Here is a 20,356-nt window from a genome sequence, read left to right on the forward strand (position 1 = left end):
TTAGAGACTTGATAAAAGTATACTAACATTGTGTGATAATGTTCGGCTTGTACAAAAAACAATGTTTTTTCTGCAAGCTTTTATTTTAAATGTTTTTAATAATTATCAGGATTGAGAATCAGAAAAAGAGACATTAAGCCCAAGCTCCGTTGAATATTTAAATCTTCAATATATTTTTGTGATAAATATATATTATTCTGTCAATTTACATTTCGATTTTTAATTGAACCTGCAATAGCAAAGCCCCTTACCACTGTTTTGATTCTTTCTTTTTCTGATACACAATCTAATTTTGTCACTTTTTTTGGTCTTTCCACACATTTCGAGGGATGACTTACTATAATTCTTTCGGTCTTTTCTATGTATGAGATAAAGTTTATGTCTTGTTGAGAATCGAAGAGATATACAACTTTAACAAGTTGGTCAATAAGAACATTATATTAAGAGTTTCTCGTGTGGAACATGAGAAGAATAACATGTTTTTTTAGTTAAACATCAATTAAATGTGAGAATGAAATATTATAAGGGAAAATGAAGGCTGTCAAGTTTCTCGACAGCCTAGGGTTTCCTCTCCTTTTTCATCACGTCCGTAGTTTCGGGCACAGTCCCATCGGCAGGCACATCGGCTTCTGGTCGATCGGGCTTCTCATGATGCAGCATTCCAAGCCGAAGACTTCCCGGAAAAACGGCTGGGTAAAGACGTCTTCCGGCGTTCCGGCATTGTAGATTTTTCCGTCCAATACGCTGATCAGATAGTCAGCATATTGAGCGGCTTGGTTTAAGTCGTGAAGCACCATGACAACTGTGCGTCCATGATCCCGGTTCAGCTTTTTCAGCAGCTCCAGCACCTCAATTTGGTGAGAAATGTCCAAATAAGTGGTCGGTTCATCGAGCAAAAGCAAATCAGTGCCTTGTGCAAGCGCCATGGAAATCCAGGCTCTTTGTCTTTGACCGCCTGAAAGGGCATCAAGTGTCCGATCCTTCAGCTCATTCATCCCGGTTGCGTCAAGCGCCCACTCTACCATATCGTGATCCTCTTGCGTATGCTTGGATAACAGTTTTTTATGAGGATGTCTGCCGAAATAGCATAGTTCCTGTACCGTCAATCCTTCAGGCGCCTGAGGAGACTGAGGAAGAATCGCCAGCTTTTTAGCCACTTCTTTGGACTGCTGGCGATGAATATCTTTTCCTTCTAATAGGACCGTGCCGCTTTTTGGGGCCATCAGCCTGGCCAGCGATTTGAGGATTGTTGATTTTCCGCAGCCGTTGGCGCCGATGAGCACAGTGATTTTTCCTTCTTCAATCTTTAAATCGACTCCGTCAATAATCACTGTGCTGTCATATGAAAGAGTGAGCTGGTCTGCAGCCAGTTTTCCCATGGTATCCTCTCCCTACTGTTTCCTCGCTTCGAATTTCAATAAATATAAAAAATAAGGCGCGCCGATCACAGCTGTCAATATTCCGGCTGGTATCTCAACCGGAGGCATGATGCCGCGTCCTAATGTATCTGCGATTAGTAATATAATAGCACCGATTAATGCCGATGCAGGCAGTAAATATTTAGCTTTTTCTCCGGCAAGCCTTCTGGCGATATGCGGAGCAAGCAGCCCGATAAAACCGATTGATCCGACGACGGCTACACAGCTCCCCGCCAGTGCAACTGCGGTGAAAATCAGGATGAATCTCAGCCTGTTTGCATTTTCGCCGAGACCCTGCGCTAGCTCATCTCCGAGTGACATCAGATCCAGCTTCGGAATGAGGATGCAGACAATCGGCAAAAGGACAAGCAGCCATGGCGCAAGGAGCTTAACTTCTTCCCAGTTTCTCCCCCAGAGGCTGCCTGTCAGCCAAATGAGCGCTGCATTAACGTCCCCCGGAAATTTGACCATCATATATTGCATGCCGGCGTGGCAGACCGCGCCTAAGGCAATGCCTGATAAAGCCAATGAAGAGGGCTGAATGCTTTTTTTGCGGGCTATCATTAATAATACTACAGCAATAATGGCTGCTCCGGCAAATGCGGAGAACGGCAGCACATAGACCGGAGACTCAGGAAAAATGAGAATAACGGCCATGGCGGCCAGTCCGGACCCTTTTGAAATTCCGACAACGTCCGGAGACGCAAGGGGATTTCGGATGACACCCTGCAAAATGGCTCCGGCAGCGGCAAGCCCGGCGCCTGCCAGAATCGCCAGTATAATGCGGGGGAGCCGGTACTGCTGAATAATAAACTCGAAGGAATGATCCATCCCTAACAGATTCGTAACCACCGCATCAGGTGAAATATACAATGCCCCGAAGCCGATGCTGATCACGGACAGCACTAGCAAGATGACAGCCAATATAAGGATGGCCAGCAAGGGGCGTTTTTGTTTTCTGGTTGATTTCTTCATTTCAGATTTCGCCCTTTCCTTGCTAAATATAAGAAAAATGGTGTGCCGATAATGGCGGTGACAATGCCGACCGGGGATTCATAAGGGAATGCAATCCATCTGGCCAGGACATCTGCGTACACCAATAAGATGGCGCCGAATAGCGCCGAAAAAGGCAGCACATACTTATAATTTTCTCCGATCAGCTTGCGGACGATATGCGGGACGAGCAGCCCGACAAAGCCGATTGGGCCGGCAACCGCCACAGAAGCGCCCGATAGAATTAAAATGATAAAGCTGATCAGAATCCGCATGCCGTTCATGTTTTGCCCGAGTCCTTTTGCGGTTTCATCACCAAGACCGAGAACAGAAACGGGACCTGAAAACACAAGGGCAAGTCCAATGCCGATGACAGAAAACGGGGCAATGGTCATGACGTCCTGCCAATTGCTGCCGTCAATCGCACCCGTCATCCAATACAGCACATCCTCTCCCGATTCATTTAAAATAATAATCGCCTGTGTCATGGAGGACAGGAACAAATGCACCGCCATTCCTGACAGCGCCAGTTTGACAGGTGTCATTCCGCCGGAAGAGGCAATCATATACACAATTGCGCCGCCTGCCGCCGCACCTGCAAAAGCGAACACAACCGAAGAGTAGGACGACGCCGGCAGAATGACGAGAGAAGCAACGACAAACAGCGATGCACCCGCATTCACACCGAAAATTTGAGGTGAAGCCAGAGGGTTTCTTGTCATGGCCTGCATCAGTGCCCCTGCTACAGCCAGGCTGGCGCCGACGAAAACGCCGATTAATGTGCGGGGGAGGCGAAGAGTAGAGATGATAAGCTGTTCTTTTGATCCGTCCCATACAAAAAGATATGTCAAAGCATCAATGATGCCGATGTCTGAGGCGCCTACTGAGAGATTCAGCCCAAGCCCGAAAATAAGGATGATCAGTGCAATGATAAAAACCATCAATCTTGATGATGAGCGCCGTTTGGCTGAGTAATACAACAGTCTCACTTCCTTGCTGCGTCTGTTTGCAAAAACGAAGAAGCAAGGATTCTCCTCGCTTCTCTTTTGTCCTACTTATTATACACTTTTTTGAGCACGTCTTTGGCGCTTGTTTCACTGGACTTGATTCCTCTGAATCTTGTCCAAATGTCGCGGTCTGCATCGTAGATTTGTCCGTTTTTCACCGCTTTTAGGTTTTTCCAAAGCGGATTCTTTTTCCACTCATCTACGATTGTTTTACCCTCGTTGGCTGAAATAAACAAAATATCAGGATCGATTTTGCTTAACTGCTCGAGGCTGACCTCTTGATACGCGTTATCTGACTTCACGGCGTGCGTAAAGCCGAGCATGCTGAAGATTTCTCCGTCATAAGAAGATGACGTATGAAGCTGGAAGGAATCGGCTCTTGCCACGCCGAGAACGATGCTGCGGTCTTCATCTTTCGGAAGCTCCGCTTTCAGATCGTCAATGACCTTTGTATGGTCGGCGAGCTTTTCTTTTCCTTCTTTTTCTTTATTTAATGCTTTAGAAATGGTTTTGAAGCTGTCGATTGTTTCATCATAAGTCGCTTCCCGGCTTTTCAATTCAATGGTCGGTGCGATTCGTTTCAGCTGTTTGTAAATGTTTTTATGGCGTTCAGCGTCAGCGATGATTAAATCAGGCTTCAAGGAGCTGATGACCTCAAGATTCGGTTCGCTTCGCGTGCCTACTGATGTATAATCAATCGAGCTGCCGACCAGCTTTTGAATCATGTCTTTTTTGTTGTCATCGGCGATGCCTACCGGTGTGATGCCGAGGTTGTAAACAGCATCCAGGAATGAAAGCTCAAGCACAACGACTTTTTTAGGTGTGCCGGTCACTGTTGTTTTCCCGTCTTCGTGCTGAATGACTCTTGAATCCTTAGATTTGCTTCCGGCTTTGCTGCCGCTGTTATCTTGACTTGATGAACAGCCGGATATAATGAAACAAGCGATTAATAAAACACTGATGATGGCAATAAACTTGTTAGGATAGGTGCGCATTGTTTTCTTCCTTTTTTCTGAATTTAATAATGAGAATCATTATCACAAATAAACACTATAATAGCATGGCTTCCTATGTCAATATTTTTTAAATAAAGAAACAGAAGCGGCTGCTTTATGTTTTTTTGATGTATGGGTCATATGGCACAAATAAATCGTACACAGCATCGCCGTGTCTGTGGGATAAAAACGAACTGGCGTTGGCTTTAGAGGCTTCAAGCATATCTCTGCTGACATGGGGAAAAAGAACGCTGAGATAGCCGGACAATTTTCTTTCGATTTCTTCAGAGAGCGCAAATTCAATGTCTCCGATATTCATGACAATAGAGAAAACAAAGTCAATATCGATGTGAAATGTTTCTTCGGCAAAGATGGCAAGCTGGTGAATGCCGGCTGAATAGCCGACACGCTGATGGAAGACCTGTTTTACTAAATCACTCACAACCCACGCATTGTATTGCTGTTCTGGTGAAAAGTATTGCATTGGACATACCTCCTGCTTGTACGGATAAAAATGGCGATTCATGTTCGGGCGCCCCGTGCAGCGGTTTTGATTTTGACTATTCTGAAAATACTCTCGTTCTATCACTTTACCATGGTTAGAAATGAAATATCTACTACCATTCTTCCTGTTTTTGTGCCCAATGCTCTGGATGCTGTTTCATAGAAAAAGGATCGGGTATGAATATAACATAGACATGATGAAGGAGGAATTGGATATGAAACCAGTTGTAAGAGAGTATACAAACGACGAACAGCTCATGAAGGATGTAGAAGAATTACAGCAAATGGGTGTCGCAAAAGAGGATGTATACGTCTTAGCTCACGACGATGACAGAACGGAACGACTGGCAGACAACACGAATGCCAACACGATCGGAGCCAAAGAAACAGGTTTCAAACATGCGGTAGGGAACATATTTAATAAAAAAGGAGACGAGCTTCGCAATAAAATCCACGAAATCGGTTTTTCAGAAGACGAAGCGGCTCAGTTTGAAAAACGGCTCGATGAAGGGAAAGTGCTTCTCTTTGTGACAGACAACGAAAAAGTAAAATCTTGGGCATAATGCAGGAATGTAGCCCCAAAAGGCGATTATCGTCCTTTTGGGGTTTTTTATATTTGCGGTTTTTGCGGTGTTTTTTTGCAGGATGCCGCAATAAAAAGCCGTACATTTTCGGTTATGGATCCCCATGAATTTGCTATTATGTTTTTTGTGAGAATATGGAACAAATTCTCACAAAATAGAAAATGGGGGTTCTTACTGAATGAAAAAAGTGATGTTAGCCACGGCTTTGTTATTAGGCTTGACTCCGGTTGGGGCGAACGCAGCGGATTTGGGCCATCAGACGTTAGGGTCAAATGATGGCTGGGGAGCGTACTCGACCGGCACGACAGGCGGATCAAAAGCCTCGTCATCCCACGTGTATACAGTCAGCAACAGAAATCAGCTCGTTTCGGCTTTGGGCAAGGACACCAACACAACGCCAAAAATCATTTATATCAAGGGAACGATTGACATGAATGTCGATGACAATCTGAAGCCGCTTGGTCTGAATGATTATAAAGATCCAGAGTACGATTTGAACAAATATTTGAAAGCCTATGACCCAAGCACATGGGGCAAAAAAGAGCCATCCGGAACACAGGAAGAGGCCAGAGCACGTTCACAGAAAAACCAAAAGGCACGCGTGATGGTGGATATCCCTGCAAATACGACGATCGTCGGTTCAGGGTCAAATGCTAAAGTTCTGGGCGGAAACTTCCAGATCAAGAGCGATAACGTTATTATCCGCAATATCGAATTCCAAGACGCATATGACTATTTCCCGCAATGGGATCCGACTGACGGAAGTTCAGGAAACTGGAATTCTCAATATGACAACATCACAATAAACGGCGGTACACATGTATGGATCGATCACTGTACCTTTAATGACGGTTCGCGTCCAGACAGCACCTCTCCAAAGTATTTTGGAAGAGAATATCAGCACCATGACGGCCAAACTGATGCCTCTAACGGCGCTAACTACATTACAATGTCTTATAACTTTTATCACGATCATGATAAAAGCTCCATTTTCGGATCAAGCGATAGCAAAACTTCCGACGACGGCAAATTAAAAATCACACTGCATCATAACCGCTACAAAAATATCGTTCAGCGCGCACCGAGAGTCCGTTTTGGACAGGTACACGTTTACAACAACTATTATGAAGGCAATAAAAACTCATCAGATTATGCCTTTAGCTATGCGTGGGGAATTGGAAAATCATCTAAAATTTATGCGCAAAACAATGCCATTGACGTTCCGGGATTGACTGCTGCTAAAACGATCAGCGTATTCAGCGGGGGAACGGCTTTATATGATTCCGGCACATTGCTGAACGGTACGCAGATCAACGCATCGGCTGCAAACGGGCTGAGCTCTTCTGTCGGATGGACACCATCTCTGCACGGATCAATTGATGCTTCCGCGAATGTGAAGTCAAATGTTATATCTCAAGCGGGCGCGGGTAAACTAAATTAAGAAATGAAAAAAAACACAAAGGGCTGCTCACCTTTGTGTTTTTTAATTAATTAAAATGTTTATTAACTTAGTTAAGGAGTAGAATGAAAAAGGGGATCGGAAAACAAGTATATAGGAGGAGACCTATTTATGGCTTCAGAAAAAGACGCAGGAAAACAGTCAGCAGTAAAGCTTGTTCCATTGCTTATTACTGTCGCTGTGGGACTAATCATCTGGTTTATTCCCGCTCCGTCCGGACTTGAACCTAAAGCATGGCATTTGTTTGCGATTTTCGTCGCGACAATTATCGGCTTTATCTCCAAGCCCTTGCCAATGGGTGCAATTGCAATTTTTGCATTGGCGGTTACTGCATTAACTGGAACATTATCAATTGAGGATACATTAAGCGGATTCGGGAATAAGACCATCTGGCTTATCGTCATCGCATTCTTTATTTCCCGGGGATTTATCAAAACCGGGCTAGGTGCGAGAATTTCGTATGTATTCGTTCAGAAATTCGGGAAGAAAACCCTTGGACTTTCTTATTCACTGCTGTTCAGTGATTTAATATTATCACCTGCTATTCCAAGTAATACGGCGCGTGCAGGAGGCATTATATTTCCTATTATCAGATCATTATCCGAAACATTCGGATCAAGCCCGGCAGATGGAACAGAAAGAAAAATCGGTGCTTTCTTATTAAAAACCGGTTTTCAGGGAAACTTGATTACATCTGCTATGTTCCTGACGGCGATGGCGGCAAACCCGCTGATTGCCAAGCTGGCCCATGATGTCGCAGGGGTGGACTTAACATGGACAAGCTGGGCAATTGCCGCGATTGTGCCGGGACTTGTAAGCTTAATCATCACACCGCTTGTGATTTACAAGCTGTATCCGCCGGAAATTAAAGAAACACCGGACGCAGCGAAAATCGCAACCGAAAAACTGAAAGAAATGGGGCCATTTAAAAAATCAGAGCTTTCTATGGTTATTGTGTTTCTTTTAGTGCTTGCTCTTTGGATTTTTGGCGGCAGCTTCAACATCGACGCAACCACAACCGCACTGATCGGATTGTCAGTCCTTTTATTATCACAGGTTCTGACTTGGGATGATATCAAGAAAGAACAGGGCGCTTGGGATACGCTCACTTGGTTTGCGGCGCTCGTTATGCTGGCCAACTTCCTGAATGAATTAGGCATGGTTTCTTGGTTCAGCAACGCCATGAAATCATCTGTATCAGGATTCTCTTGGATTGTGGCATTTTTAATTTTAATTGTTGTGTATTATTACTCTCACTACTTCTTTGCAAGTGCGACGGCCCACATCAGTGCGATGTATTCAGCATTTTTGGCTGTTATCGTGGCAGCGGGCGCACCGCCGCTTTTAGCAGCGCTGAGCCTCGCATTCTTCAGCAATCTGTTCGGGTCAACAACCCACTACGGTTCTGGAGCGGCTCCGGTCTTCTTCGGAGCAGGCTACATTTCGCAAGGCAAATGGTGGTCTATCGGATTTATCCTGTCGATCGTTCATATTGTCACATGGCTTGTGATCGGCGGATTATGGTGGAAATTATTAGGGATATGGTAGAAAGAAAAAAAGGCAGACGCGGTCTGCCTTTTTTTATGTTTGATCATATTACTTTAGGGCGTGAGCAACAGAGTATGAGGTGGTTTATAATGGATGGGTTTCAGCGCAAGAACAAAACGGGATTATGCCTCTCGTTATAGTAGCCGGCATATGAAAAGTTGGTATAAAAAGCAAAGAACTGAGAAGAAAGCGGGAAAATATGATTGGCAGGTGATTGCTTAATCTAGTGAGAAATGTCCGGCGTACTAGCAGCATATCCAGTTACATGCGGCAAATCGCATTTTTCAGGCTACAGGTTATCAAAAGGTGATGAAGGGACAATCACCTTTTTTTATTTTGGTTAGTCACCTTACAGACCGATGATGATTTTCCTGCATATAATAGCTGGAATTAATCAAAGAGGGCGGGGAATGAAGTTGAGTGAATAATGTGATTGTAAATGGAGGTTTTGAAACAGGCAATCTGACGGGCTGGGCTTTTGCAAATACGTCCGTTATTAATACTTTTGCCCATTCTGGAGGATATGCCGCACAGTTTATCAGCAGCCAGCCTTATGCTTTTTTAGGGCAGATCGTGCCTATCGTTTCTGGACAATCTCTTATATTTACTGTTTCGCTTGGGCGAATGGGGAACAATCCAAGTCCTCAAGTCACTATACAAATTCTATTTGTTAACAGTGAAGGAGAACAGATTGAAGGCGGACAGGAAATGATCATTGCTGCCGGAAATTTGCCAAATGTCTCATTTAATACATGGAATGAAATATATAGACCAATTGACCCTCCCTCAGAAGCAGTAAATGCAGTAGTGGTAATAAGTAAAGCTACTTTTGGTTCTGTTCTAATTGATGATGTTTCTTTAATAGAGTCTACCGGGGGGATTGGACCAACTGGACCGACCGGGCCGACAGGTCCAACGGGATCAACAGGACCAACCGGATCAACAGGACCAACCGGGGCAACCGGAGTAACCGGACCAACGGGAGAAACTGGTGCAATCGGATCAACGGGGGCGACGGGAGAAACTGGAGCAATGGGGTTAACGGGATCAACAGGATCAACAGGATCAACAGGATCAACAGGACCAACCGGAGCGACTGGAGTAACCGGATCAACTGGACCTACTGGATCAACAGGTGTAACTGGAGTAACCGGAGCAACAGGACCAACAGGTGTAACTGGAGCAACTGGACCAACCGGACCTACTGGATCAACAGGTGTAACTGGAGTAACCGGATCAACCGGGGAAACAGGACCAACCGGAGAAACAGGACCAACCGGATCAACGGGATCAACCGGAGCAACAGGAGTAACAGGGTCAACGGGATCAACCGGAGCGACTGGACCAACAGGTGTAACCGGAGTAACCGGATCAACAGGATCAACCGGAGCGACTGGACCAACCGGATCAACTGGTGTAACAGGAGCAACTGGAGCAACTGGAGAAACTGGTGCAATAGGAGTGACGGGATCAACCGGAGCAACAGGAGCAACCGGAGCGACCGGAGCAACAGGATCAACCGGAGTCACTGGAGAAACAGGACCAACAGGACCAACGGGATCAACAGGATCGTCAGGAGAAACTGGTGCAACCGGATCAACTGGTGTAACAGGTGCAACAGGACCAACAGGTCCAACCGGAGCGACTGGAGCAACAGGAGTAACAGGAGTAACTGGATCAACAGGATCAACCGGAGAAACAGGTCCAACCGGAGCGACTGGAGCAACAGGAGCAACTGGATCAACAGGATCAACCGGAGAAACAGGTCCAACCGGAGCGACTGGAGCAACAGGATCAACAGGAGCAACCGGAGCGACAGGACCAACAGGTGTAACCGGAGCAACAGGAGAAACAGGAGCAACTGGACCAACAGGAGAAACTGGTGCAACCGGATCAACAGGTGTAACCGGAGCAACAGGAGCAACCGGAGTAACTGGAGTAACCGGAGCGACTGGAGCAACAGGAGAAACAGGAGCAACTGGATTAACCGGAGCAACTGGAGTAACCGGATCAACAGGAGAAACCGGAGCGACGGGAGCAACCGGAGAAACCGGATCAACGGGAGCAACAGGATCAACCGGAGCGACTGGAGCAACCGGAGCGACTGGAGCAACGGGAGCAACCGGAGCGACTGGAGCAACCGGAGCGACTGGAGCAACCGGAGAAACCGGATCAACGGGAGCAACCGGAGCGACTGGAGCAACAGGAGTGACGGGATCAACAGGAGTAACTGGAGAAACCGGAGCAACCGGAGCAACTGGATCAACGGGAGAAACAGGACCAACAGGTCCAACGGGAGCAACCGGAGTGACTGGACCAACCGGATCAACAGGAGCAACTGGAGAAACTGGATTAACCGGAGCAACTGGAGTAACCGGATCAACAGGAGAAACCGGAGCGACGGGAGCAACCGGAGCGACTGGACCAACAGGTGTAACCGGAGCAACAGGACCAACCGGAGCAACTGGAGAAACAGGACCAACAGGTGTAACTGGAGTAACCGGATCAACCGGGGAAATAGGACCAACAGGATCAACCGGAGAAACAGGAGCAACGGGATCAACAGGACCAACAGGTCCAACCGGAGCAACAGGACCAACCGGAGCAACAGGACCAACCGGAGCAACAGGACCAACAGGAGTAACTGGAGAAACCGGAGCAACCGGAGAAACAGGACCAACAGGATCAACAGGATCAACCGGAGAAACAGGAGCAACGGGATCAACAGGACCAACAGGTCCAACCGGAGCAACAGGACCAACAGGATCAACAGGACCAACCGGAGTCACTGGAGAAACAGGACCAACGGGATCAACAGGATCGTCAGGAGAAACTGGTGCAACCGGATCAACTGGTGTAACTGGACCAACCGGTGCAACAGGACCAACAGGACCAACCGGAGAAACAGGACCAACAGGTGTAACTGGAGTAACCGGATCAACTGGTGTAACAGGTGTAACTGGTGTAACCGGATCAACCGGAGTAACTGGAGTAACCGGATCAACTGGTGTAACAGGTGTAACTGGTGTAACCGGATCAACCGGAGTAACTGGAGTAACCGGATCAACTGGTGTAACAGGTGTAACTGGTGTAACCGGATCAACCGGAGTAACTGGAGTAACCGGATCAACTGGTGTAACAGGTGTAACTGGTGTAACCGGATCAACCGGAGTAACTGGAGTAACCGGATCAACTGGTGTAACAGGTGTAACTGGTGTAACCGGATCAACCGGAGTAACTGGAGTAACCGGATCAACTGGTGTAACAGGTGTAACTGGTGTAACCGGATCAACCGGAGTAACTGGAGTAACCGGATCAACTGGTGTAACAGGTGTAACTGGTGTAACCGGATCAACCGGAGTAACTGGAGTAACCGGATCAACTGGTGTAACAGGTGTAACTGGTGTAACCGGATCAACCGGAGTAACTGGAGTAACCGGATCAACCGGAGCGACAGGAGCAACAGGATCAACCGGATCAACAGGAGCAACCGGAGCGACTGGAGAAACAGGTGTAACTGGTGTAACCGGATCAACAGGTGTAACTGGACCAACCGGTGCAACGGGATCAACCGGAGCGACAGGATCAACAGGAGAAACAGGAGTAACCGGAGCAACCGGAGCGACTGGACCAACAGGTGTAACCGGAGAAACAGGTCCAACCGGAGCGACAGGACCAACAGGTCCAACCGGAGCAACTGGAGTAACAGGAGCAACGGGATCAACAGGAGTAACTGGAGAAACAGGACCAACAGGTGTAACTGGAGTAACCGGAGCAACCGGAGAAACAGGATCAACAGGACCAACAGGAACAACTGGAGTAACCGGATCAACCGGAGAAACAGGACCAACAGGACCAACCGGAGCGACCGGAGCAACGGGAGCGACGGGAGAAACAGGACCAACAGGACCAACCGGAGAAACAGGAGAAACAGGAGTAACCGGAGCAACCGGAGAAACAGGAGTAACTGGAGTAACTGGAGTAACCGGATCAACTGGAGAAACAGGAGCAACCGGAGCAACGGGAGTCACTGGATCAACAGGTCCTACTGGATCAACCGGAGCAACTGGTGTAACTGGAGCAACAGGAGTAACCGGAGCGACAGGAGAAACTGGATCAACCGGATCAACTGGTGTAACAGGAGCAACTGGAGCAACCGGAGCGACAGGACCAACAGGTGTAACTGGTGTAACCGGATCAACAGGAGTAACTGGAGAAACAGGTCCAACCGGAGCGACAGGACCAACAGGTCCAACCGGATCAACTGGAGCAACTGGAGCAACTGGAGTAACAGGAGCAACGGGATCAACAGGAGTAACTGGAGAAACAGGACCAACAGGTGTAACTGGAGTAACCGGATCAACTGGTGTAACAGGTGTAACTGGTGTAACCGGATCAACCGGAGTAACTGGAGTAACCGGAGCGACAGGAGCAACAGGATCAACCGGATCAACAGGAGAAACCGGAGCGACAGGAGAAACAGGTGTAACTGGTGTAACCGGAGCAACAGGTGTAACCGGAGCAACAGGTGTAACTGGACCAACCGGTGCAACGGGATCAACCGGAGCGACAGGATCAACAGGAGAAACAGGAGTAACCGGAGCAACCGGAGCGACTGGATCAACAGGTGTAACCGGAGAAACAGGTCCAACCGGAGCGACAGGACCAACAGGTCCAACCGGATCAACAGGAGTAACAGGAGCAACGGGATCAACAGGAGTAACTGGAGAAACAGGACCAACAGGAGTAACTGGAGTAACCGGATCAACAGGACCAACCGGAGTCACTGGAGAAACAGGATCAACAGGACCAACAGGACCAACGGGATCAACAGGATCGTCAGGAGAAACTGGTGCAACCGGATCAACTGGTGTAACAGGAGCAACAGGACCAACAGGACCAACCGGAGAAACAGGACCAACAGGTGTAACTGGAGTAACCGGATCAACTGGTGTAACAGGTGTAACTGGTGTAACCGGATCAACAGGAGAAACAGGAGTAACCGGAGCAACCGGAGCGACAGGAGCAACAGGATCAACCGGATCAACCGGATCAACAGGAGCAACCGGAGCGACTGGAGCAACAGGTGTAACTGGTGTAACCGGAGCAACAGGTGTAACTGGACCAACCGGTGTAACGGGATCAACCGGAGCGACAGGATCAACAGGAGAAACAGGAGTAACCGGAGCGACTGGACCAACAGGAGTAACCGGAGAAACAGGTCCAACCGGAGCGACAGGACCAACAGGTCCAACCGGAGCAACTGGAGTAACAGGAGCAACGGGATCAACAGGAGTAACTGGAGAAACAGGACCAACAGGTGTAACTGGAGTAACCGGAGCAACCGGAGAAACAGGATCAACAGGACCAACAGGAACAACTGGAGTAACCGGATCAACCGGAGAAACAGGAGTAACTGGAGTAACCGGATCAACAGGACCAACAGGACCAACCGGAGAAACAGGAGTAACTGGAGTAACCGGATCAACCGGAGAAACAGGAGTAACTGGAGTAACTGGAGTAACCGGATCAACTGGAGAAACAGGAGCAACCGGAGCAACGGGAGTCACTGGATCAACAGGTCCTACTGGATCAACCGGAGCAACTGGTGTAACTGGAGCAACAGGAGTAACCGGAGCGACAGGAGAAACTGGATCAACCGGATCAACTGGTGTAACAGGAGCAACTGGAGCAACCGGAGCGACAGGACCAACAGGTGTAACTGGTGTAACCGGATCAACAGGAGTAACTGGAGAAACAGGTCCAACCGGAGCGACAGGACCAACAGGTCCAACCGGAGCAACTGGAGCAACTGGAGCAACTGGAGTAACAGGATCAACCGGGGAAACAGGACCAACAGGTCCAACCGGAGCAACTGGAGTAACAGGAGCAACGGGATCAACAGGAGTAACTGGAGAAACAGGACCAACAGGTGTAACAGGAGTAACCGGAGCAACCGGAGAAACAGGATCAACAGGACCAACAGGAACAACTGGAGTAACCGGATCAACCGGAGAAACAGGAGTAACTGGAGTAACCGGATCAACAGGAGCAACCGGAGCGACCGGAGCAACGGGAGCGACGGGAGAAACAGGACCAACAGGACCAACAGGACCAACAGGACCAACCGGAGAAACAGGAGTAACCGGATCAACCGGAGAAACAGGAGTAACTGGAGTAACCGGATCAACTGGAGAAACAGGAGCAACCGGAGCAACCGGAGTCACTGGATCAACAGGTCCTACTGGATCAACCGGAGCGACCGGAGCAACGGGATCAACAGGACCAACAGGAGTCACAGGATCAACCGGAGCAACGGGATCAACCGGAGCAACGGGATCAACCGGAGCAACCGGATCAACTGGTGTAACAGGTGCAACAGGACCAACAGGTCCAACCGGAGAAACAGGACCAACAGGTGTAACTGGAGTAACCGGATCAACTGGTGTAACAGGTGTAACTGGTGTAACCGGATCAACCGGAGCGACAGGAGCAACAGGATCAACCGGATCAACAGGATCAACCGGAGCGACTGGAGAAACAGGTGTAACTGGTGTAACCGGAGCAACAGGTGTAACCGGAGCAACAGGTGTAACCGGAGCAACAGGTGTAACTGGACCAACCGGTGCAACGGGATCAACCGGAGCGACAGGATCAACAGGAGAAACAGGAGTAACCGGAGCAACCGGAGCGACTGGACCAACAGGTGTAACCGGAGAAACAGGATCAACCGGAGCGACAGGACCAACAGGTCCAACCGGAGCAACTGGAGAAACAGGAGCAACGGGATCAACAGGAGTAACTGGAGAAACAGGACCAACAGGTGTAACTGGAGTAACCGGATCAACAGGAGAAACAGGAGTAACCGGATCAACAGGATCAACCGGAGCAACCGGAGCAACTGGAGAAACAGGACCAACAGGAGTCACAGGACCAACAGGTGTAACTGGTGTAACCGGATCAACAGGAGTAACTGGAGAAACAGGACCAACAGGAGTAACTGGAGTAACCGGATCAACCGGAGAAACAGGAGTAACTGGAGTAACCGGATCAACAGGAGTAACCGGATCAACTGGTGTAACCGGATCAACCGGAGCAACAGGAGTAACCGGATCAACAGGAGTAACCGGATCAACAGGAGTAACCGGATCAACAGGAGTAACCGGATCAACTGGTGTAACCGGATCAACTGGTGTAACAGGAGCAACTGGATCAACAGGAGTAACCGGATCAACAGGAGTAACCGGATCAACTGGTGTAACCGGATCAACTGGTGTAACAGGAGCAACTGGATCAACAGGAGTAACCGGATCAACTGGTGTAACCGGATCAACCGGAGTAACCGGAGCAACGGGAGTCACAGGAGCAACGGGAGTCACAGGATCAACAGGATCAACCGGAGCGACAGGAGCCACAGGCCCAACAGGACCAAATCCGCAGCTGTTTTATAATGAGGTAATAGGCCCGGTTTCAGTTGCTGTTAACGGTACTGAAACATCAATTGGGACTTTAAATATGCCAACAGTCGCTGGGCAATTAATAAAATTAGATCTTGCCCTTTCTGTGGATGTGACAACGGCAGCTAACTCGAACTTTACGTTCCAAATCAGAGTTTATCGAAACGGAGTATTGATAGATACACGCTCTGCCCAAAGAAATATTAGCGTAGCTACGACGTCAAGATTTCCAATTGCTACAACGTATGTAGATACTGCAGCTGCCGCAGGCACGACTTCTTATGAAGTTAGAATAATCTTTACAGCAGCTAGTAATGTGAGCAACAGCAGCGTAGTGAATATGGATATAAATGCCATCAGATTCTCTTAAATAGGAACACCTATTTCAGTTGCTTTTAAATTTAAGTAAATGAAAATCAAGAAACCTACTTTTGAAAAGTAGGTTTTTTGATGTGCCAATTCAAGCCTTAAGCCTTTTCATGTTTTAAAATATTCCGATAAAAATTTGTTAAGGTAATCAGAATACTGGTCAGAATCAAACTCATTGCCGCAAGCATGTATGACCCATGGCTCTTTTTGATGAGGAATACCGACAAGATATCCCTTTTTCCTGAACTCAAAGCATTGAGAAGTATCGTAAAAATGCCAGCCGTCAAAGATCTCTTTTCGCCACGGGAGATCGTACTGGGTGGCCAGCAATAAACCGTCTAATGCTTCAACTGTTTTCACGGTTCCGTCTATCTCATCAAACGACAAATAGCTATACGTACTGCGGTATTCAATAACTTTTCCCGCTTTTTTAGAAGCCTCCCACCAAATTCCGCTTTGCGGCACGTCTTCAGCTCCTATGACGCCTATCATGCCAAGCGCATCGTTCTGCTGAAAGACATGAAGGATATCGTAAATAAATGAACGATTAATGATAAATGTATCCTGATGGACATACACTTTATATTTTGCGTCTGACTGATGCATTGCCGCCTGGTAGCCGGAGGCCATACTGTCAGCCTTTCGTATATCAATTAACTCAACCTCCATATGCGGCGGCACTGATAGAGACTGGATATGTCTCAGGCAGAGGTCATAAAGGGTGTCATCATTAACACATGTAATGAAGCAAATGGAATTTTCATTTAGATGCTGTTTCATCTTTTTTGCGCCTTTATGACATATTGATAGGCTCTGGCTTCCTCCTCGAAATTTGCATGGTGAATTCCCATGTTTGCTCTGACATGTGCCAGTTTGCTGATCATTTTTTCATAATAGTGAGTCGTAAAGGAAATAGGATCGATCTGGCTGACCTTGTAACCTGTTTCATGAAACATCTTCTTCATTTCTTCCAAGGTGAAAAAACGGAAGTGTGTTTTATCGAGCAGCCCAGCCTGTGTATACGTCCATTTGCCGGTCAGCAGACTTTCAAAAATTGAGATATGCCCGATATTCGGAATGCTTGCCAAAATGCTCCCTGTTTCTTTTACGTAAGGCTTCATGTTAGCTAACACTGTCCAAGGGTCTATTAAGTGCTCCAATACATCGCCGAAGATGACGTGATCAAATGTGTTTTTTTCAAAAGGAAGCTTCAATGTTTCGATGTCTCCTGTTATCACTTCGTCAATGTGATGAGCGGCTTTTTCGGCAGCTGGCGGATATGATTCGACCCCAAAATAGGAGCAATTCATTTTTTCCTTAACAGCTGCGCCAAACAGGCCTTCGGCGCATCCGACCTCAAGAATGGTTTTCGCATGGGGTTCTACCAGGTCAAACAGCTGCCGGTTGATGCTTTTGTAATACTCTTTATCTTTTCGCTCATATTCTTTCATAGAATCAGCAAGTGACCTTTTATTGATTTCCATGATGTTCACCTCCGGAGCCAGCCTGCTGCTGCAGGACCTCTTCAAAGTATGTTTTGTTGGCAAGCATTCTTGAATCATGAGGACGGTATTGTAAAGCCGATTCATTATGCTGATAGGCAAGCTGATGCTGGCCAAGCTTATCGTAGCAGACGGCTAATTGTAAGTGAGGCAGCCAGGTGGCGCAGGCGCGGTTTTGAAAAGCCAAGCTTTCTGAGCCTCTATCTTCTATTGCTTTTTCATACCAATAGACAGCGGTTTGGACATCGTTTTTTTCTAAAAAAGAGAATCCCAATCTGCAGCACGTTTCCGCTCTGGGAGGTCCGTAGACGAGCGTGTGGAGCACCCAGTTTAATTCTTTTTCCTTCAGTCCCAATGAATGATAGCAATCTGCTAATTTATTGCAGGCTCTGATATTATCCTCAACCCATCCCTGCTTTGTTTTCAAAAAACGCAAATAGTATTCTATCGCTTTTTCTATTTTTCCGTGATCACACAGCTCGTTCGCATAGTAAAATAAATCTCTTGGCGAAAAATCCTTTCCTGACGAGGCCATGTTTTCATAAATTCGCAGATTTCGGTCAGCGTCATGGCTAAGAGGCATGTGAGAAACCGCTGTGTCACTGTGATGGAGGTTTCCGTACACCTCTAAATATTCATGAACCGCGCCGATCCACTTAAAGCCCTTTTCCCGTTTTACGAGCCGGTATCTTCTTAAGCTGGATGTGACGTTGTTTTCTTCATCAAACGCCAGGTGATAGTTCATTGATACCGCGTCAATATGCGGATCAAGCGTTCTTTTTAAATCCAAGAACAGTTCTTGATCCTTCTCGGTAAACACATCATCGGCATCAAGCCATAAAATATAGTCAGCTGTTGCCTGCTGAAACGAAAAATTTCGGGCGGCCGCAAAATCGTCTATCCATTCAAAATCAAAGATACGGTCTGTATAACGGGCAGCGATGTCTTTCGTCTGATCAACTGAGCCGGTATCCACAATGTTCATTTCATCAGCAATCCTGCGCACAGAATCTAAGCAGCGGCCGATAACGGCTTCCTCATTTTTCACGATCATACATAGACTGATCGAAATCATATCACCACCTCCGCTTCAGGTTTTTTCTTCATTGCATGGACAAACATGTAATCAATCTGAGCATGTTTTGATAAGTGATCCAAAGGCAAATCAAATTGCCCGGCAAGATATTCAACTTCTTGTAAAAACAGCTGTATGTTCGATTCAGGAACGGCTAAATGAGAGGTGGTTGATTTTATGTCATAAAGGTGTTCGGGAAATAGTGTGTTTACGTTTTGAGGCGTGATGAAATGCGTGTGTGCCGGTGTTCCGCATAATAATGAGAAAAGCGTGTCTGCATAAGCTGCATTCGGGATACTGCAAATCAATGAGCCTGAAGGCTTTAGATAAACGGCAAGAGCCTCAATCGTTCGCCGGGGATGCATCGAGCAGCTCAAAAGGTCTCCTATCAAAATGGTATCGAAAAAAGCCTCAGGGTAAGGAAGGCCGCGTGTTTCCGTATCTGCTGACGTGACTTGTTCATAATAGGCGCTTGCCATTGTACGTAGCAATGCATCTTCTTCAATGCCGTACAATGTACAGGTTTGCCGGTTCAACAGCTCTGCACCCGCAGCTCCCGCGCCGCAGCCGATATGCAGGATGGAGCGGGCTTTTGAAGGCACAAGGGCTGTCAGCTCTGGCTGGGGATCAATAAAAGCCGTCACATCGTGCTTCCATTTATCTATAAAGGTTTGGCGGTTGACCTGATATAATCGGCTGATGCTTAAATCCGGATTTCCGGAAAACGTGGCATGCCCGTGATGATGCACAAACGAATCAAGGGCGATTTTCAGCTGATATCCTGCCTGCAGAGCGCGAAGGCACAAATCATCGTCCTCAAATGAACCGCCTCCAAAACGCTCGTCAAAGCCGCCGATTTTGTCCAGTACCTCTTTTTTGACAAGAAGGCAAAATCCGACCAGCCTTAAAACGCTTCTTGATTTGCCCCGCTGCTGCATGCAATGGCGCCGTGAAAAAGCTTCGATTCCTTCTAAGCTGTTGTAATCAACTGAGATTTGCTGAGGCCCGCTGACATAATTGCTTACAGGCCCGACCATGCCGGTTTTATCATCTTGATAAAGCAGCTTGATCATCGGCTCCAGCCAATGACTTGTCACAACAGTATCATTGTTTAAAAAAAGAACATTGTCCCCCGAAGCGGCCTCAAGGCCCTGATTGCAGGCTTTCGCAAACCCTTCGTTTGTTTCATTAAAAATCGTTTTGATTGAAGGGATCTGTTTGAGGTAGTCCTGTGTCCCGTCATGAGAGCCGTTATCTACAACAATCACTTCTATACAGTCATCATCGGTATGCGTCCATATGCTCTCCAAGCATTGTTTTGTTAGCGCCAATTGATTATAAGTCAGCACAATAAGACTCGTTTTCACCATAACCTCCCGCCCTTCACCATATCACTCAGATACTATATGTATATTGAAATGTTCAGACGGAATGATTCCTTCATG

Annotated in this window: 12 protein-coding genes and 2 pseudogenes; 4 read left to right on the forward strand and 10 right to left on the reverse strand. The window is 47.3% G+C overall.

The window, feature by feature from the left end; all coding sequences use genetic code 11:
- Positions 1-581: 581 nt before the first annotated feature.
- The 5 genes from yfmF to NSS75_RS04340 all read right to left on the reverse strand — a co-directional run bounded on the left by yfmF (position 582) and on the right by NSS75_RS04340 (position 4,897).
- A complete protein-coding gene (gene yfmF / locus NSS75_RS04320) occupies positions 582-1,379 on the reverse strand; it encodes a Fe(3+)-citrate ABC transporter ATP-binding protein YfmF (protein ID WP_283912844.1) in 798 nt (265 codons plus the stop codon).
- Between the two features lie 12 nt (positions 1,380-1,391).
- Positions 1,392-2,393: a Fe(3+)-citrate ABC transporter permease YfmE gene (gene yfmE, locus NSS75_RS04325; protein ID WP_101860588.1), complete on the reverse strand. Its 1,002-nt coding sequence runs from the start codon at positions 2,391-2,393 to the stop codon at positions 1,392-1,394.
- Positions 2,390-3,391, reverse strand: a complete 1,002-nt coding sequence (fecD, locus tag NSS75_RS04330; protein ID WP_024120546.1) for a Fe(3+) dicitrate ABC transporter permease FecD — start codon at positions 3,389-3,391, stop codon at positions 2,390-2,392. Before fecD ends, yfmE begins: the two co-directional genes overlap by 4 nt.
- A 71-nt stretch (positions 3,392-3,462) precedes the next feature.
- Positions 3,463-4,413, reverse strand: a complete 951-nt coding sequence (locus NSS75_RS04335; protein ID WP_213418414.1) for a Fe(3+) dicitrate ABC transporter substrate-binding protein — start codon at positions 4,411-4,413, stop codon at positions 3,463-3,465.
- A gap of 115 nt (positions 4,414-4,528) precedes the next feature.
- Positions 4,529-4,897 carry a DUF3212 family protein gene (locus NSS75_RS04340; RefSeq protein ID WP_339236149.1) on the reverse strand — a complete coding sequence of 123 codons (369 nt, stop codon included), beginning with the start codon at positions 4,895-4,897 and terminating at the stop codon, positions 4,529-4,531.
- Positions 4,898-5,132: 235 nt separating this feature from the next.
- Here NSS75_RS04340 and NSS75_RS04345 point away from each other — a divergent pair, with 235 nt between their 5' ends.
- The 4 genes and pseudogenes from NSS75_RS04345 to NSS75_RS04360 form a co-directional block, all read left to right on the forward strand.
- Positions 5,133-5,480, forward strand: coding sequence for a general stress protein (locus NSS75_RS04345; protein WP_024120550.1), 348 nt, complete (start codon positions 5,133-5,135; stop codon positions 5,478-5,480).
- A 199-nt stretch (positions 5,481-5,679) separates the two neighbouring features.
- Positions 5,680-6,942, forward strand: a complete 1,263-nt coding sequence (locus NSS75_RS04350) for a pectate lyase (RefSeq protein ID WP_095714410.1) — start codon at positions 5,680-5,682, stop codon at positions 6,940-6,942.
- A 129-nt stretch (positions 6,943-7,071) separates the two neighbouring features.
- Positions 7,072-8,508 carry an anion permease gene (locus NSS75_RS04355; protein ID WP_024120552.1) on the forward strand — a complete coding sequence of 479 codons (1,437 nt, stop codon included), beginning with the start codon at positions 7,072-7,074 and terminating at the stop codon, positions 8,506-8,508.
- Positions 8,509-8,937: 429 nt separating this feature from the next.
- Positions 8,938-9,315: pseudogene (locus NSS75_RS04360) on the forward strand (NTTRR-F1 domain); the annotation flags it as partial.
- A gap of 1,508 nt (positions 9,316-10,823) precedes the next feature.
- Here NSS75_RS04360 and NSS75_RS04365 read toward each other — a convergent pair.
- The 5 genes and pseudogenes from NSS75_RS04365 to NSS75_RS04385 form a co-directional block, all read right to left on the reverse strand.
- Positions 10,824-15,923, reverse strand: a pseudogene (locus tag NSS75_RS04365) (DUF4573 domain-containing protein); the annotation flags it as partial.
- Between the two features lie 519 nt (positions 15,924-16,442).
- Positions 16,443-17,114, reverse strand: a complete 672-nt coding sequence (locus tag NSS75_RS04370) for a glycosyltransferase family protein (RefSeq protein ID WP_185848182.1) — start codon at positions 17,112-17,114, stop codon at positions 16,443-16,445.
- On the reverse strand, positions 17,111-17,818 hold the full coding sequence (locus NSS75_RS04375) for a class I SAM-dependent methyltransferase (RefSeq protein WP_339236153.1): 708 nt from the start codon (positions 17,816-17,818) through the stop codon (positions 17,111-17,113). The genes NSS75_RS04370 and NSS75_RS04375 overlap by 4 nt, the downstream gene beginning before the upstream one ends.
- A complete protein-coding gene (locus NSS75_RS04380; RefSeq protein WP_095714414.1) occupies positions 17,805-18,911 on the reverse strand; it encodes a glycosyltransferase in 1,107 nt (368 codons plus the stop codon). The genes NSS75_RS04375 and NSS75_RS04380 overlap by 14 nt, the downstream gene beginning before the upstream one ends.
- Positions 18,908-20,281: a glycosyltransferase family 2 protein gene (locus tag NSS75_RS04385; protein WP_339236156.1), complete on the reverse strand. Its 1,374-nt coding sequence runs from the start codon at positions 20,279-20,281 to the stop codon at positions 18,908-18,910. The genes NSS75_RS04380 and NSS75_RS04385 overlap by 4 nt, the downstream gene beginning before the upstream one ends.
- Between the last annotated feature and the right edge of the window lie 75 nt (positions 20,282-20,356).

Source organism: Bacillus sp. FSL K6-1012 (assembly GCF_037964915.1).
GTDB classification, from domain to species: domain Bacteria; phylum Bacillota; class Bacilli; order Bacillales; family Bacillaceae; genus Bacillus; species Bacillus halotolerans.

What these genes read in the sequence shown, in the direction of transcription:
- NSS75_RS04380 (WP_095714414.1), bottom strand. Translation starts at nt 18,911, where the DNA reads ATGATTTCGATCAGTCTATGTATGATCGTGAAAAATGAGGAAGCCGTT.
- NSS75_RS04355 (WP_024120552.1), top strand. Translation starts at nt 7,072, where the DNA reads ATGGCTTCAGAAAAAGACGCAGGAAAACAGTCAGCAGTAAAGCTTGTT.
- NSS75_RS04385 (WP_339236156.1), bottom strand. Translation starts at nt 20,281, where the DNA reads ATGGTGAAAACGAGTCTTATTGTGCTGACTTATAATCAATTGGCGCTA.
- NSS75_RS04335 (WP_213418414.1), bottom strand. Translation starts at nt 4,413, where the DNA reads ATGCGCACCTATCCTAACAAGTTTATTGCCATCATCAGTGTTTTATTA.
- NSS75_RS04345 (WP_024120550.1), top strand. Translation starts at nt 5,133, where the DNA reads ATGAAACCAGTTGTAAGAGAGTATACAAACGACGAACAGCTCATGAAG.
- yfmE (WP_101860588.1), bottom strand. Translation starts at nt 2,393, where the DNA reads ATGAAGAAATCAACCAGAAAACAAAAACGCCCCTTGCTGGCCATCCTT.
- yfmF (WP_283912844.1), bottom strand. Translation starts at nt 1,379, where the DNA reads ATGGGAAAACTGGCTGCAGACCAGCTCACTCTTTCATATGACAGCACA.
- NSS75_RS04375 (WP_339236153.1), bottom strand. Translation starts at nt 17,818, where the DNA reads ATGGAAATCAATAAAAGGTCACTTGCTGATTCTATGAAAGAATATGAG.
- NSS75_RS04340 (WP_339236149.1), bottom strand. Translation starts at nt 4,897, where the DNA reads ATGCAATACTTTTCACCAGAACAGCAATACAATGCGTGGGTTGTGAGT.
- NSS75_RS04370 (WP_185848182.1), bottom strand. Translation starts at nt 17,114, where the DNA reads ATGAAACAGCATCTAAATGAAAATTCCATTTGCTTCATTACATGTGTT.
- NSS75_RS04350 (WP_095714410.1), top strand. Translation starts at nt 5,680, where the DNA reads ATGAAAAAAGTGATGTTAGCCACGGCTTTGTTATTAGGCTTGACTCCG.